Raw genomic sequence first — 15,991 nt, 5'->3', positions numbered from 1 at the left:
TTTTATATTTAAAAGTAATTATAGCATTTAATGTACCGCGTCAATTTTTGCTTTTACTTCTGCCTCTGTCCCTTCAAAAATTCTAGTCGTGGCTTTACCATTTTCGGTTTTAGTTAACGTTCCCACCGTGACTCCATTTTCAGTAGACAAATTAACCTCAACACTGTTTTTACTATATTTAGTGGTATCAAAACAATCAGTTTTTTGGAATTTGCCCTTTTCATTTGCAGCATTATGACTAGCCATACATTTTTTCATTTCTTCCTCAGTATGGCCTTCCTCTTTACACATTTGCATGCATTCTTCTTTACTCATTTGTACCATTTTTGCCGAGCTATTGTGCATGTTGTTTCCCATCTGCATTTCCATTTCAGAACAGCACGCATTAGAACTCATACTCGTTTGAGAACTGTGTCCATCTCCTAAAATCGGCGCAATCACCAAACCAATTAAACAAGTTAATTTGATTAAAATATTCATAGAAGGACCAGAAGTGTCCTTAAAAGGATCCCCAACTGTATCTCCCGTTACTGCTGCTTTGTGCGCCTCAGAACCTTTAAAAGTCATTTCTCCGTTAATTAAAACTCCAGCTTCAAAAGATTTTTTAGCATTATCCCACGCACCACCAGCATTGTTTTGAAAAACGGCCCAAAGCACGCCTGAAACAGTCACACCTGCCATATATCCTCCTAACATTTCCGCTATCAACTGATTGTTGCTTCCGTAAACCAACTTTCCTAACAATACAATTGCTATAGGAAAGCCAATGGTTAACACTCCTGGCAACATCATTTCGCGCAAAGCAGCCTTTGTAGAAATCTCCACGCATTTACCATATTCTGGTTTTCCTGTACCTTCCATTATACCGGGAATTTCTCTAAATTGACGGCGCACTTCGTAGACCATATCCATGGCTGCTTTACCTACAGAATTCATTGCCAAAGCAGAAAAAACTACGGGAACCATTCCTCCAATAAATAACATGGCTAAAACAGGCGCTTTAAAAATATTAATTCCGTCAATGCCAGTGAAAGTGACATAAGCAGCAAACAAAGCCAATGAAGTAAGCGCTGCCGAAGCAATTGCAAATCCTTTTCCTGTTGCCGCTGTGGTGTTTCCTACTGAATCCAAAATATCAGTCCGCATACGTACCTCTTTTGGCAATTCGCTCATTTCTGCAATTCCTCCTGCATTATCAGAAATTGGTCCGAAAGCATCAATTGCCAATTGCATCGCCGTAGTCGCCATCATTGCTGAAGCAGCCAAAGCTACTCCGTAAAACCCCGCTAAGGCGTAAGAAGACCAAATAGCTGCGGCAAATAAAAGCACCGTTGGAAACGTAGAAATCATTCCGGTGGCTAAACCGGCAATTACATTTGTACCTGCTCCTGTAGCAGACTTCTGAACAATAGCCATAACAGGTCTTGTTCCTAAACCCGTATAATATTCGGTTACTGAAGAGATAGCTCCACCAACAATAAGTCCGACAATTGTTGCGTAAAATACACGCATGGAAGATATATCTTTTATTCCTTCTCCAAAAAAGTTCATTTGCATGGTTTCGGGCAACATATATTGTACCAAAAAGAAACAACAAAGGGCAGTTAAGGCGATAGAAATCCAATTTCCTACATTTAATGCTTTTTGTACTTGTGCTTCTTTAGCATTTTCATCTGATATCTTTACCAACATGGTTCCTATAATAGAAAATAGAATTCCGAAACCAGCAATGGCCATTGGCAATAAAATAGGACCAATTCCGCCAAAAGCATCTTGTAAATTACCGCCCATGTCCTTGATGACGTAATTTCCTAAAACCATTGCAGCCAAAACGGTTGCAACATACGAACCAAACAAGTCGGCTCCCATTCCGGCTACATCACCTACATTGTCACCTACATTATCCGCAATTGTAGCGGGATTTCTTGGATCATCTTCTGGAATACCAGCTTCTATTTTTCCCACTAAATCGGCTCCCACATCAGCAGCTTTGGTGTAAATTCCGCCTCCTACTCTGGCAAAAAGAGCAATAGACTCCGCACCTAACGAAAATCCTGCTAATGTTTCTAAAACCTTGGTCATGTCATCAGTAGAAGTCCAAGCGCCATCCATAAAAATTTGAAAGAAAAGAATAAAAAAACCGGTTAAACCTAAAACAGCTAAACCGGCAACTCCTAGTCCCATAACGGTTCCTCCGCCAAACGAAACTTTTAAAGCTTGTGGCAAACTTGTTCTTGCCGCTTGTGTAGTTCTAACATTGGTTTTGGTTGCAATCTTCATTCCCATATTTCCTGCCAAGGCGGAGAAAAAAGCTCCAAAAACAAAAGCGATGACAATAAGTAAATGGGTTTGAACTCCTGGAATGAAAGTAATTCCAGCTAAAACAATACTAGCTAAAACGACAAATATGGCTAATAATTTATATTCTGCTTTTAAGAAAGCGAGTGCTCCCTCGTAAATATGATCAGAAATGGTTTTCATTTTACCATCTCCAGGATCTTGCTTTAACACCCAACTCCTTTTTATTCCCATAAAAAGTAATCCTAAAATGGCCATAACTATTGGCAAATAAATCATAAATGCATTCATAATTGGTTTTTGGTTTTGGTTAATAGTCTGTTACTAAACGAATTTAAACAAAAAAGCAACACTCTTAACGGAGTGTTGCTTTTTTTATAAAATTTTAATATGCCTTTATTTAATACTAAATAATCCTTCTGGTTTATTTGGAATTGCATTAAAACGCTCGGTACATTCTGCAATAATAGAGTATGCCTCTTTTACGTCTCCCCAGCCACCAACATCAACTTTTTTGTTCTCAAGATCTTTATACACTTGGAAGAAATGCTCGATTTCTTTAACCAAATGCGGATTCATATCAGACAAGTCATTTAATGAATTCCAGATTGGATCTGACATCGGTACACAAATAATTTTTTCATCTGGTCCTTTATCATCTGCCATATGAAAAACACCGATTGGCTTCACTTCCATAACACAACCAGGAAAAGTTGGTTCGGTTACCAAAACGAGTACATCTAATGGATCTCCATCCAATGCTAGAGTTTCAGGAATAAATCCGTAATCTGCAGGATACATCATCGACGAAAACAACATTCTATCAAAACGCATTCTTTTGATTTCAAAATCGTACTCGTATTTATTTCTGCTTCCTCTTGGTATTTCGATTAAAACATCGAAAGTAGTTATTTTGTCTGCGGTCATTTTATTTTTTATTAGTCTTTTAATTTCGGTTGCAAAAATAGGCAAAGAATCCTCTTTCTCAAAAGCTTTTTACAGTTATATCTGTATTAATGCTCAATGAGATCGCTTGAGTGGCAACAATATTTGATTTTGAGCCTTTTTCTTAAAAATAAAAACCGAAAGAGCCTATTAATGCAAATTTATTTGCATCTGGCATATCTCGATAATTTCCTCTCCAAGAAAAATCCAAACGGAATACTTTAAAAATATTCCCTATTCCAGCGCTGTACTCCCAATATACATCTTCTGGTGCTTTGTACACTAAACCAGAAGCATTGATCGCTCTATTGTTTTCTGATATGTGTCCGTAAACCGATTTAACACCAATAATTTCGCGCCAATTCAATTTACGCATCATCGGGATTCTTCCAAAAAGTCTGCCTCCAAAATTGTGTTCCCATTTTAAAGTGGCATATTCATCGGATACAAACTCATAATAACTTAAATTATTAAACGTGTTTTTAATGGTAAAATAGCTTTGATTTCCTGGAATAATACTCAGTAAACCCAAAGGAACAGTTCCAAACGTCTTACCAGTTTCTAAAATGATATCAGATCGACCTAAAGGTCCAATAATTATCGGTTGTTTATAGAATAACTGAATTTTATCGTACATAAAATCACTGTCTAAAACACCTTTAAAACCGTGGCTGTAATTTACAAAAAAGCGACTGTATGGACTATCAACATCACTTCGTTCTACACCGTAACCAATTGTTTTTCTCTTTGGAGTGAATTCGATTTCTATGCTCGCCTCCGATTGTTTCACATTACTTTCTACTACACCTGCGGGATTTAAAGTGTTTGGCAATGCGGTATAATAATCTAAACTAAATGTTTTCGATGCCGATGCTAAAGTTCTATACGAAAATGCTAAGGCAACAGTTAAGTTCTTAGCTGGCTCTATTTCTGCGGCGACACTGGACAAATTGATGTTGGTTAATTTTCCATTTCCGCCAACTGTAAACAAAGAAGAAGATGCGACACTTCGACCTAAAACATCACTCGTTGACGTTAAACTAGCTCCAATTTGTTCTACATCGCGACGATTTCCTGCCGATAGAATAATTCGGTTTTTGGTGTCAACCATCCATTTTCCAGAAACGCCGTATTTAAATTTGTTATCTGTAAATCCGTACGCGGTGTACGCTTGAAGACGCCATAAGTCATTGCGTCCAAAATACGTTCGACCACCAACTCGCAAACGAAACCCTTCAACTTCATTATACCCAATTGTCGAAAGAATAGGTCCAAAATCAATATTAGGAAATGCTACATAACCACTACCTAAAATAGTAAAGAGACTATACAATTGATTGAACTTTTTGACCGTTTGTAACGTATCCAACATTTTATAAATACCTTGCTCGTCTTTGTTTAATTTCTCAAAACGATTCTCCGTCCAAAACTCTTCAGATTTATTGTAAACTTCGTTGTCGATATAGTTTACTTTTTCTTTATAAAACTCAGATGGTTTCTCTACATTAAATTGATGATCTCTAAAAAGCGTGGTACGTTTACCATACATTCCTTTTGATTCTTCTTTTTTATTCAAAGCAAAATCAGACATCATATAATCTCGCGTTAGCAAAAACACTGAATCGTTCTCTACGTCAAATTCTTGTTCAATATAAATGTCTTTTACCCAGTTAATATTAGCACTTTTCGTTACGGCCATATTAATTTTTTTGATGGCAAAAGTGGTGTCATTTACCCAGAAATCACCTTTAAAAGTCAGTTCATTTTTTCTTCTCGGATAAAAAACAATATTGTAGCACCATTTGTTACCTATAAAAGTACTGTCGCGTAAAATATAATTGTACACATCAATTCCTGTAGTCGATAATGGACTAGTAAAACTTTTATCGAAAAACTTAAGATGGTTGTCGTATATATTATAATCAGAATACAAGTCTTTTACAAACGCTAAAATTTGCTGATTTCCTTCAAAACCAGACGTTTTACTTGCTTTTAAATTTTCTTTTGTTTTTTTAAGCGTATTATCGCCGTAAACATCGTACAATGATTCATTTATAAAAATTGGTAAATAAGTCTTACCCGTAACGCTAGAAGTGTCTACGTGATTAAAGATAAACTCCATTCCTTTAAAAAGCTTATTTTTCATGGATGCACTATCAATAGTGTTCATGTCAAATTCGACTTTTTCGTACTTTTCCATTTGGTATTGATTGAAAAGATACAACCCATTTTTACGTTTATGAGCCCAAATCTTTCTTAGGATTTCAAGCGCAGGATTGTCTTTTTTGGACGTTTTTCCGGTAAAAATCATTACCTCGCTTAACGCCTGCGGTTCTTTTAGAAAAATTTTCAAGTTGTAGCTCACCGCTTTATCTAAAGACAGTATTTTATCTGAAAATCCAACCGAACTGACAATAAGTGCGTCAAAATCTTGCTCTGTTTCTAAATAAAAACGACCGTCTTCATTTGAGACTGTTCCAATTTTAGAACCCTGAAAAACAACGTTCGCATACGGAATCGGTAGCGAGTTAGACGCATCAAAAACAACTCCGCTCACTTTAGTTTGTGCAAAAACGCAACTAGCAAAAGCAACGAGAAAATTAACGCAGATAAAAATTGATTTTTTCATAATTTACAAAAAAAGCTTCATCAAATATAACTAAATGATGAAGCTTAAGTAGTATGCTGTTTTTATTATTTGTACAATACTTTTTTCACTGCTTTGATCACGTCACCAGAATTTGGCAACCATTCTTTTAACAAAACTGGTGAATAAGGCGCTGGTGTATCTGCAGTTGTAATACGTTGTATTGGCGCATCTAAAAAGTCGAATGCTTGCTCTTGAACTAAGTACGTGATTTCAGAAGAAATACTAGCAAACGGCCAAGCTTCTTCTAGAATAACCAATCGATTTGTCTTTTTAACCGATTTGATAATCGCATCTTTATCCATTGGACGAACGGTTCTTAAGTCAATAATCTCACAAGAGATCCCTTCTTTAGCCAATTCATCAGCAGCAACATAAGCTTCTTTTATAATTTTTCCGAAAGAAACAATTGTTACATCCGTACCTTCTCTTTTAATATCAGCCACGCCAATAGGCAATACGTATTCTCCGTCAGGAACTTCTCCTTTGTCACCATACATCTGCTCCGATTCCATAAAAATAACCGGGTCGTGATCGCGAATAGCTGCTTTTAATAATCCTTTTGCATCATAAGGAGTAGAAGGAACGATCACTTTAAGACCTGGTGTATTTGCAAACCAGTTTTCTAAAGCTTGTGAATGCGTTGCTCCCAATTGTCCTGCCGAAGCAGTTGGTCCACGAAAAACGATTGGCACATTAAATTGCCCACCTGTCATTTGACGCATTTTTGCTGCATTATTAATAATTTGATCAATACCTACTAAACAGAAGTTGAACGTCATGTACTCTACAATAGGACGGCAACCGTTCATAGCAGAACCTACTGCAATACCCGTAAAACCTAACTCTGCGATTGGTGTGTCGATTACTCTTTTTGCACCAAACTCATCAAGCATTCCTTTTGATGCTTTGTAAGCTCCATTATACTCAGCAACTTCTTCTCCCATTAAATATATGGATTCATCGCGACGCATTTCTTCACTCATCGCTTCGCAAATGGCCTCTCTAAATTGTATTGTTCTCATATTTATTATTGTTGATGTAATTTTCGAACTGCAAAATTAATTATTTTATCTCATTAAAAAGCATAATGTTAGTTTAAAATAAACATATTCGATGCCTTTGATGTGGCAATTCCAACAGATTTCACAAAAATGCATCTTAGCTGGCAACAAAGCAAATAATTAATATGCAATTGCACATTAATTATTTAAATATCTAACCCAATTATCTTTCAAAAGCCACAGCAATCTTCTGCAGTAAATTCTTGCAAAGTTCATTTTATTTCTATTTATTTAACCCCTAAAAATTACAAGTAATCGTAGGGACTATCATTCCTCTAATTAATACAATCAGCAAAGTGAAAATAGTTTATAAAATAGGGACAGCAAATTCCAGAAATACACAATTTTGTCTAGGTTCGATTTTTAATTCTTGAACACTTAGAATTCTAATTGACAGCACTTATACTTAATCAACGATTTTAAAATCCAATGAAAAAAAATCTACTATTATTAATTGCATTTCTACTAACTTCTTTTTGCTACTCTCAAACGCTTAAAGCCATTCTAATTTCTAAATCATTAAAAGGAGTTGGAGACCATACAGAACTGTCGGAAAGAGCTAAAAAGCCAAAAATCTATAGTTATCTGTATTCAAATAAGAAGTCAATTCAAAAATTGATTTCTGATGAAAGAACCACTGTAGATACCGCCTCCATAAACAAAGATGACCATGCTTTTCAGACAACAAGAACCTACAAAACAGCGTCTTCTGTCACTTATTTTAAAAACGAAGAAAGTAAAATATACAAAGTACTGTATACAAAAGAGAGCAACGACGTTACTATAAAAGAGCCTTTACCAAAATTTAATTGGAAATTAGAATCTGAAAACCAAATAATCAGCGGATACAACTGCAAAAAAGCAACCACTACAAACACCTATTTTAACAGTAACCAAAAAGTTATTGCATGGTATTGCGAAGATATTCCAATAGATGGAGGGCCGACGCATTATTCAGGTTTACCTGGTTTTATCATGCAAATAGAGTTAGATGACAGCGTCATTGAAACATTTGAAAAATTGCAAGTATCTAAAGAGAATACATCCATAGAGGAACCTAAAAACAATGCAGCAGATTTAAGCTATAAAGAGTTTTCTGCTCAAAAAAATCGGTAATGAAGATTTTAAAAACTAGAAAAAATATAGAAAAGCAGTTCATCTGCTTTTTTTTGTTCCTTTCAAGTGGTATTTATTCGCAAAATATGGTGACAGGAAAAATTGTATCTCAAACAAACAAGACAGTTAGTAATGCCAGCGTACAAATAAAATTAAGTAAAGACGAACAAACTATTGCTTTTGGACAATCAAACAACATAGGTGTTTTTAACCTAAATATAAATAAGAAAGGAAATTATCACCTTAGAATTACCGCTTTAGGATTTAAAACTAGTATAAAAGAAATTAATATAACCAGCTCGTTACTCGATTTAAAAAACATTATTTTAGAAGAGTCTTCTATAGAATTAAAAGAGATTCTTATTGAAAAAGAAAGTTCTGGGATGACTGAAGTTGGAGATACTTTACACTATCGCATCGAAAAATTCATGAATGGTACCGAAGAAAACCTTAAAGATATTTTAAATAAATTACCGGGACTAAATGTTGACAATCAAGGAAAAATAAAAGTGCACGGAAAAACAGTGGACCGATTATTAATAGATGGTCAAGAATTTTTTACAGACCAACATAAAATAGCGACAGATAATATTAATGCTGAAATGGTAAAAAATATTGCGATTATTAAAAATTATACTGATTTTAAAAAAATTAAAAAGAATGAAGAATCAGGATTAACAGCCATTAATGTTTCAATTAAAGAACAGTATAAAAACAGAGTAACAGGAAATTTGTTAGCTGGTGTTGGTGAAAACAAATTTAATTTACATGCAACACTGTTTAATTTTGGAAAAAAAATATTTATCAGTCTTATTAGTGATTCTAATACTACTGGCGAACTATCGATTACTGTAAATGACTATCAAACTTTCGTTAATAAAAAAAATGACCTCAACGCTGGCGAAGTTACATTTTCGAGAAATGAAGATTTACCTCGTTTTTTAACATTGGGAAATAATGTCAAGAACAGAGACTCTTACTTTACTGGCTTAAATTTAAAATATTTTTCGTCCCAAAAAGTTCAAGTCAATGCATTTTCTCTTTTCAACACTAGCACACAAATAGAAGAACAACTAATTAAAGAAGAATTCTATACTAGCACTAGCAGTTTTTTAAATAGAGAAACTAGAAAAGACTCTGAGAAATCATTTTTTAACACAACTGCGATTGATGCAACTTATAAAAGCAACGAAAAATCCATAGTAAATTATAGTTCTTCAGTGTCAAGCTTTAAGAAAAACAACCTACTATTTCTTTCGAATACTAACAGTTCAAATGAATCAGAAAACCACGCTGTTGATTTTAACTTCAGCCATAGTTTAGAATACACAACATCCTTGAAAAACAATAAAAACATAAAAATTAGAGCAGCTCAAGATATAAGCAACAAATTAAATGACTTACAAATCACAGCGAATCAACCTTTTTTAAACTTAAATTTTCCGTCAGGCACTTATCAAATCAATCAAAATACCCAATCGATAAAAAAGACTATAAGTTTAAATGCCTCTTATGATTTTAACATCCATAAACTACCATTAACTTTACTTACAGAACTGACTCAAAAAAAAGATCAATTTGACAGCTTCGAGACCAACTTTAGCTCTTTTAACAATAGTGAATATATACAAAACCGCATCCACACGATAGGTCTTGTCTCTCAATTTAATCTAACTTCTAAAACAAAATTTACTACTTCACTAGCGCATACTTCACTTAAACTTCAGACACGTTACAACGAGACGAATAAATCATTATTTACACCCAGTTTTACAATGAAGACTAATTTTAGCAAACAGCATTACATCAAATTCAATTATGCATTAAACACCAAGTTGGTTGCATCAGAAAACACCATTCAAAATCAAATTAGTACTGATTACAGAACTCAATACGGAAATGATGATGTTAGATATAATACTATTAATAAAAGCAGCCAAGCTACTGCTGAATATTATTATAATAATTTTAAAAGAAAATTTAATATTTTATCAAGAGTCTCTTCCTTACGTTCTAAAAATCCAATCACTACTAATTCGTTTGCGTCTCAAAACTCGAATTTAATCCTTTATAAAATTACACCGTACGAAAACTACTTTGATTCGTTTGTGTTTTCAGAAAAACAATTTACAAATTTTCCCTTTTCAGTAAAAGGCAGCATTTCATATTCGGCCAATGTAAAACACATTTTCTACGAGAATTTAAAAAATTCTCTACATTCGGAAACAGCTACTGGATTTATCGCATTGGTATCAAGGTTAAAGAATAAAAATATACAGTTTGAAACCGGCATACAATATTCTAAAGAAATCTATACCGACAATTTCTCTAAAAACTTACTTACGGTACTAAGCCCAAATTTCAACACCAGCATACAGCTAACACAACAACTGTCCTTTAGTAGTTCCTTTAGTGTTGAAAATTTTAAATCTACCACTGCTCAAAATACGATTTATAATTTTAGTCCAAAGATCAGATACAAAATTCCAAAATCAAAAATTGAACTAAGTGCTTTCGGCAGTAATATTTTCAACATTAAGAACAACGAAGAAATCAAAATTTTGAGATTCGCCAACTACAATCAAGAGAAAACATCGCAAACATTAGCAGGATATTACATGGTCTCTGCTAAAATTAAACTCTGATAACGAAATCGAAATAGTTTTACTAAAATATTATGCGTGCATAGTAAAATATTCAAATTAAAGCTTTAAATTTGTAAAACGATATCAAAATTTATAAAAAATATACTTATGAAAATATTAGTTTGCATCAGCCATGTGCCTGATACTACTTCAAAAATTAACTTTACAAATGGTGATTCTGAATTTGATACCAACGGAGTACAGTACGTGATTAACCCAAATGATGAGTTTGGTTTAACAAGAGCAATTTGGTTTCAAGAAAAACAAGGAGCAACGGTTACTGTTGTAAATGTTGGCGGACCAGATACGGAGCCGACCTTAAGAAAAGCATTGGCAATTGGTGCAAACGAAGCGATTCGTGTCAACGCAACACCAACTGATGGTTTCTTTGTTGCAAAACAATTAGCAGAAGTTATTAAAAACGGAAATTACGATTTAGTAATTGCTGGAAAAGAATCTTTAGATTATAATGGTGGAATGGTTCCTGGAATGATTGCCGGAATTTTGAGTTATAACTTCTTAAACTCGTGTACAAGTGTAACGGTTGAAGGAACAAACGTAACGGCCGTTCGTGAAATTGATGGCGGAAAAGAGACAGTAAGCACTTCACTCCCGTTAATTATCGGTGGTCAAAAAGGATTAGTTGAAGAAAAAGATTTACGTATTCCGAATATGAGAGGAATTATGACTGCTCGCTCTAAAGCGTTGACTATTGTTGAACCAATTGATGCTTCGACAAATACCAAAGCAGTTAAATTTGAAAAGCCTGCTGCAAAATCGGCTGTGAAACTAGTTTCTCCAGATAATTTGGATGAATTAGTCAGTTTATTACATAACGAAGCGAAGGTAATCTAGTAATCTCATTTAGTTTTTAGTGTTTCGATTTAAAATTTGAAACCAAAATTCTTTAATCTAAAATCACAAATCTCATGTCAATATTAATATATGCAGAATCTGCAGAAGGAAAATTTAAAAAAGTAGCTTTTGAGTTGGCATCCTACGCAAAAAAGGTAGCCGAATCATTAGGTACAACAGTAACGGCAGTAACAATCAACACTTCGGATGTTAGCGAATTGGCCAAATACGGAGTAGATAAAGTGCTAAAAGTAGCCAACGATAAACTTTCGGGCTTTACTGCAAAAGCTTACGCTGATGTAATCAAACAGGCGGCACAACAAGAATCATCTAAATTAATTTTATTATCATCAACAACAGATAGTATTTATTTATCTTCTCTTTTAGCAGTTGCTTTAGAGGCTGGATACGCATCAAACGTTGTAGGCCTTCCGGTAAGTACTTCGCCTTTTCAGGTTAAAAGAACTGCTTTTTCAAACAAAGCTTTTACTATTACAGAAATCAATACGGATGTAAAAGTATTGGCTTTAGCAAAAAACACCTACGGAATTCACGAAAGCGCTTCTACTTTAACGGAGCAAGATTTTAACCCAACAATCGGAGACAACGATTTTAGCGTTAAAGTTGAATCGGTAGAAAAAGTGTCTGGAAAAGTTTCGATTGCTGATGCAGACATCGTTGTGTCTGGTGGTCGTGGACTAAAAGGTCCAGAAAACTGGGGAATGATCGAAGAGTTGGCTTCTGTACTTGGAGCAGCGACAGCTTGTTCTAAACCCGTTTCTGACTTAGGCTGGAGACCTCACGGAGAGCACGTTGGACAAACAGGAAAACCAGTTGCAACCAATTTATACATCGCCATCGGAATTTCAGGAGCAATTCAGCACATTGCCGGAATCAACTCATCTAAAGTAAAAGTTGTTATCAATAATGATCCAGAAGCTCCATTCTTTAAAGTGGCAGACTACGGAGTTGTAGGTGATGCGTTCGAAATTGTACCTCAATTAATCGAAAAATTAAAAGCTTTTAAAGCGCAACAATCGTAGCTTTAGAAATCTAAAAAATAGAAACTCAACAAATGTGCCGACTAAAAACTAGATAATCGTATCTTTGCTTTTAGTCGGCTTTTTTATTTCTTAGTTTTTGATTAAAATTGCACCTTCAAATTACACACAAAACAACATTTAAAATAAGGTTATAAAACCTTTTACTTCTGCATCTTATGAGCTTAGTCAAATTATCTATAAAAGGAATTTCATACAGTCAAACTCAAAATGGCGCTTATGCCTTGATATTGAATGAGGTTGATGGCGAACGAAAATTACCGATAGTTATTGGTGCTTTTGAAGCTCAATCGATTGCCATTGCGTTAGAAAAAGAAATAAAACCTCCTCGCCCCTTAACGCACGACTTGTTTAAAAATTTTGCTGAACGATTTGACATCGTAGTCAAACAAGTCATAATTCACAAATTGGTTGATGGCGTTTTTTACTCCAGTTTAATTTGCGAAAGAGATAAAATTGAAGAAATTATAGACGCTCGAACCTCTGATGCTATCGCTTTAGCATTGCGTTTTGCAGCTCCAATTTTTACTTATAAAAATATTTTAGACAAAGCTGGGATTTATTTAAAGTCGAATCCGATTTCAGATCCACATCAAGGTTCGCAAGACTTAGACGATGTACTTTCAAATCCTGACACTTTTGGGAACAACGAAGAAAGCAATAAATCTGGTGATCAGTACAGCTCGCACACGACTTCAGAACTTAACGAATTATTAGAGCAAGCAGTTGAAAATGAAGATTACGAAAAAGCAGCCAAAATAAGAGACGAAATTTCTAAAAGAGAATAAAACCTATTTTTTATTATATAAAATCCAAAAAATGAAGCAGTATTTAGATTTGGTTCAACATGTATTAGAAAATGGTTGCCAAAAAGGAGACCGCACAGGAACAGGAACAAAAAGTGTTTTTGGTTACCAAATGCGTTTCGATCTAAACGAGGGTTTTCCGATGGTTACAACCAAAAAACTACATTTAAAATCAATCATTTACGAATTACTTTGGTTTTTAAAAGGCGACACCAATATTAAATACCTTCAAGAAAACGGGGTAAAAATATGGGATGCTTGGGCAGACTCTAACGGCGATCTTGGACCCGTTTACGGACACCAATGGCGCAATTGGAACAGCGAAGAAATTGACCAAATTGCAGAATTAATCACAGAATTAAAGTCGAACCCAAACAGCAGACGAATGTTAGTTTCGGCGTGGAACCCTTCGGTTCTGCCAGATACAAAGAAATCATTTGAAGAAAACGTAGCCGATAATAAAGCAGCACTTCCACCTTGTCATGCTTTTTTTCAATTTTATGTTGCAAGTCCCGATCAAACTAAAGGTGAAACAAAAGGCAAATTATCTTGCCAATTGTACCAACGTTCGGCAGATATTTTTTTAGGAGTTCCTTTTAACATCGCTTCTTATGCTCTTTTTACCATGATGATCGCTCAAGTTTGCGATTTAGAACTTGGAGAATTTATTCATACTTTTGGAGATGCGCACATTTATAACAATCATGTCGAACAATTAGAGTTGCAGCTTTCTCGTGAACCGAAAGCATTACCAAAAATGATTTTGAACTCAGAAATAAAAAACATATTCGATTTCACTTTCGATGATTTCACTTTACTAGATTATGAACCGCATGCTGGTATTAAAGGCAGCGTAGCTGTATAAAATAGAATCCGCAATTGCGGATTTTTTTAGGTCTAAAATAAAACTTTACTTAAACAAAATTTTTGCTAGCTTCTAGTAAAGAAATTCTAATAATTTTCAAAAGTGAAGGTAATTCCTATCCGATTCGACAAACGCCCGAACACTTGATTCATCGTCTTACTAAGAGATTTACACAATTGTAAACTTTAAATTACCTGTTGAAAGTCAACCTACATATTGCGATTCCAATAATCGAAATCGTTTTCAAAATAAATTATTAGCAGCGCTGTATGATGAATTCAAAATAAATTTTAACTTTATAATCTAATTCAAATAACATGGAAAAAGAAGTGCACGAACAATTTGAACAATACGAATACGCTAGAAAAAGAATTAAGCAGAAAAAAAACCTTTACTTTCACTTCGTCCTCTTTTTACTTGGAAGTTTATTTATGTTCGTCGCCAACCGATTTCTAGACATTAGCACTACTACAAATTGGGCTGTTTGGGCAATAACATGTTGGTTCTTTATTTTCATCTTACACTTTATCAAAGTATACATCACTGATCGCTTTATGAATAAAAATTGGGAAAAAGCTCAAATTGAGCGCTTAGTATCGCTACAGCAAAAGCGAATCACGCAATTACAAAACGATCTTGTCGAAGAAACGGACACACATACCTTATAATTATGATTATTATGATTGCGGCTGTAGCCGAAAATAACACTTTAGGGAAAAACAATGAATTAGTTTGGCATTTACCTAACGACTTTCAGCGGTTTAAAAAACTAACAACAGGTCATCATATTGTAATGGGAAGAAAAACCTTTGAGAGTTTCCCAAAACCATTGCCTAATCGAACTCATATAATAATTACCAGACAATTAGACTATCAAGCAGAGGGTTGTTTAATTGTTGACAGTATCGAAAAAGCGTTGCAACTTTGCCCTAATGATCAAGATAGTTACATAATTGGTGGAGGGGAAATTTATAAACTTGCGTTACCATTTGCGAACTGCCTCGAAATTACAAGGGTTCACGGAGAATTTGAAGGAGATGCTTTTTTTCCGACAATACAACCTGAAGAATGGAAATTAATTGAATCGGAGTTCAATGCTAAAGATGAACGACATGCCTACGATTACACTTACGAAACTTACGATAAGCTATAAAATAAAAAAACATCCCGATTGGGATGTTTTTTTTGACCTTTAAAGTTACAACCTACTCTAGAAAGAGTATTTGATAACATAAAATAAAAATTACAAATATTAAAAGTACACCAGAAATGAATATAATAATATTTGATAGTTTCTGAGAGTACATCTCAAAAAAGCCTTTAATACCAAATACCACGAAGGTACTAAAGACAAAGAAAATTAAAATTTCCAAAAACAAATTTAATCCTAAGAACGTATTTTGCGCTTTAAACATAGTGTTGCCCTCAAAAACAACACCCTCAAAACAGCTTACTAGAACAAACGAGATAACAAGCGCAAGCACTATCCATTTGATGTCGGTCATTGATTCTCTATTGGTCATTGAAAAATAATACTATTTTACATTGGCTAAATTCATAAATTTCTACGCATCGCACAATACCCACTTTTAGTGATATTTAATAAAATCATTAAAAACCAAAACATACTGCATCTTTTAAACCAAAATAATTTAAAAAACAATCAAAAAAACATAAAATACAAGAAAC

12 protein-coding genes are annotated in these 15,991 nt (G+C 34.3%); 8 read left to right on the top strand and 4 right to left on the bottom strand.

The genetic code is table 11. The features are described from left to right. Window positions 1-27: 27 nt before the first annotated feature. The 4 genes from ACRASX_RS06675 to ACRASX_RS06660 form a co-directional block, all read right to left on the bottom strand. The gene (locus ACRASX_RS06675; RefSeq protein ID WP_432222843.1) at window positions 28-2,589 is read right to left on the bottom strand and encodes a sodium-translocating pyrophosphatase; all 2,562 of its coding nucleotides are present in this window, start codon (window positions 2,587-2,589) and stop codon (window positions 28-30) included. A 105-nt stretch (window positions 2,590-2,694) separates the two neighbouring features. After that, window positions 2,695-3,225 (bottom strand): inorganic diphosphatase, encoded by a 531-nt coding sequence (locus tag ACRASX_RS06670; RefSeq protein WP_066312968.1) that lies wholly within the window; start codon window positions 3,223-3,225, stop codon window positions 2,695-2,697. 142 nt (window positions 3,226-3,367) lie between these two features. Then, on the bottom strand, window positions 3,368-5,872 hold the full coding sequence (locus ACRASX_RS06665; RefSeq protein WP_432222842.1) for a DUF5686 family protein: 2,505 nt from the start codon (window positions 5,870-5,872) through the stop codon (window positions 3,368-3,370). Between the two features lie 65 nt (window positions 5,873-5,937). After that, window positions 5,938-6,915: a pyruvate dehydrogenase complex E1 component subunit beta gene (locus ACRASX_RS06660; protein ID WP_432222841.1), complete on the bottom strand. Its 978-nt coding sequence runs from the start codon at window positions 6,913-6,915 to the stop codon at window positions 5,938-5,940. A gap of 468 nt (window positions 6,916-7,383) precedes the next feature. Between ACRASX_RS06660 and ACRASX_RS06655 the strand changes: the two genes are divergently transcribed. From ACRASX_RS06655 to ACRASX_RS06620, 8 genes are all read left to right on the top strand, one after another. Then, a complete protein-coding gene (locus tag ACRASX_RS06655; RefSeq protein WP_432222840.1) occupies window positions 7,384-8,070 on the top strand; it encodes a GLPGLI family protein in 687 nt (228 codons plus the stop codon). Continuing rightward, window positions 8,070-10,715 (top strand): carboxypeptidase-like regulatory domain-containing protein, encoded by a 2,646-nt coding sequence (locus ACRASX_RS06650; RefSeq protein WP_432222839.1) that lies wholly within the window; start codon window positions 8,070-8,072, stop codon window positions 10,713-10,715. The genes ACRASX_RS06655 and ACRASX_RS06650 overlap by 1 nt, the downstream gene beginning before the upstream one ends. A 108-nt stretch (window positions 10,716-10,823) precedes the next feature. Next, window positions 10,824-11,570 (top strand): electron transfer flavoprotein subunit beta/FixA family protein, encoded by a 747-nt coding sequence (locus ACRASX_RS06645; protein ID WP_066312952.1) that lies wholly within the window; start codon window positions 10,824-10,826, stop codon window positions 11,568-11,570. Between the two features lie 74 nt (window positions 11,571-11,644). Further along, window positions 11,645-12,613, top strand: a complete 969-nt coding sequence (locus ACRASX_RS06640) for an electron transfer flavoprotein subunit alpha/FixB family protein (RefSeq protein WP_432222838.1) — start codon at window positions 11,645-11,647, stop codon at window positions 12,611-12,613. A gap of 176 nt (window positions 12,614-12,789) precedes the next feature. After that, complete coding sequence (locus ACRASX_RS06635) at window positions 12,790-13,419, top strand: bifunctional nuclease family protein (protein WP_066312943.1); 630 nt, start codon at window positions 12,790-12,792, stop codon at window positions 13,417-13,419. Between the two features lie 31 nt (window positions 13,420-13,450). Continuing rightward, window positions 13,451-14,302 (top strand): thymidylate synthase, encoded by an 852-nt coding sequence (locus tag ACRASX_RS06630; RefSeq protein ID WP_066312940.1) that lies wholly within the window; start codon window positions 13,451-13,453, stop codon window positions 14,300-14,302. Window positions 14,303-14,619: 317 nt separating this feature from the next. Next, entirely contained in the window at window positions 14,620-14,970 is a 351-nt protein-coding gene (locus ACRASX_RS06625; RefSeq protein WP_066312937.1) for a 2TM domain-containing protein, read from the top strand. Between the two features lie 2 nt (window positions 14,971-14,972). Next, a complete protein-coding gene (locus tag ACRASX_RS06620; RefSeq protein WP_066312929.1) occupies window positions 14,973-15,455 on the top strand; it encodes a dihydrofolate reductase in 483 nt (160 codons plus the stop codon). Window positions 15,456-15,991: the final 536 nt, after the last annotated feature.

It is taken from the genome of Flavobacterium sp. TMP13, assembly GCF_050847115.1.
Taxonomy (GTDB): domain Bacteria; phylum Bacteroidota; class Bacteroidia; order Flavobacteriales; family Flavobacteriaceae; genus Flavobacterium.
Note: the sequence above shows the minus strand (reverse complement) of the source record. Positions and strands in the feature narration are given on the sequence as shown.

Excerpts from the sequence above, each read along its gene's own strand:
- ACRASX_RS06675 (WP_432222843.1), bottom strand. The coding sequence starts at position 2,589 with ATGAATGCATTTATGATTTATTTGCCAATAGTTATGGCCATTTTAGGA.
- ACRASX_RS06670 (WP_066312968.1), bottom strand. The coding sequence starts at position 3,225 with ATGACCGCAGACAAAATAACTACTTTCGATGTTTTAATCGAAATACCA.
- ACRASX_RS06665 (WP_432222842.1), bottom strand. The coding sequence starts at position 5,872 with ATGAAAAAATCAATTTTTATCTGCGTTAATTTTCTCGTTGCTTTTGCT.
- ACRASX_RS06660 (WP_432222841.1), bottom strand. The coding sequence starts at position 6,915 with ATGAGAACAATACAATTTAGAGAGGCCATTTGCGAAGCGATGAGTGAA.
- ACRASX_RS06655 (WP_432222840.1), top strand. The coding sequence starts at position 7,384 with ATGAAAAAAAATCTACTATTATTAATTGCATTTCTACTAACTTCTTTT.
- ACRASX_RS06650 (WP_432222839.1), top strand. The coding sequence starts at position 8,070 with ATGAAGATTTTAAAAACTAGAAAAAATATAGAAAAGCAGTTCATCTGC.
- ACRASX_RS06645 (WP_066312952.1), top strand. The coding sequence starts at position 10,824 with ATGAAAATATTAGTTTGCATCAGCCATGTGCCTGATACTACTTCAAAA.
- ACRASX_RS06640 (WP_432222838.1), top strand. The coding sequence starts at position 11,645 with ATGTCAATATTAATATATGCAGAATCTGCAGAAGGAAAATTTAAAAAA.
- ACRASX_RS06635 (WP_066312943.1), top strand. The coding sequence starts at position 12,790 with ATGAGCTTAGTCAAATTATCTATAAAAGGAATTTCATACAGTCAAACT.
- ACRASX_RS06630 (WP_066312940.1), top strand. The coding sequence starts at position 13,451 with ATGAAGCAGTATTTAGATTTGGTTCAACATGTATTAGAAAATGGTTGC.
- ACRASX_RS06625 (WP_066312937.1), top strand. The coding sequence starts at position 14,620 with ATGGAAAAAGAAGTGCACGAACAATTTGAACAATACGAATACGCTAGA.
- ACRASX_RS06620 (WP_066312929.1), top strand. The coding sequence starts at position 14,973 with ATGATTATTATGATTGCGGCTGTAGCCGAAAATAACACTTTAGGGAAA.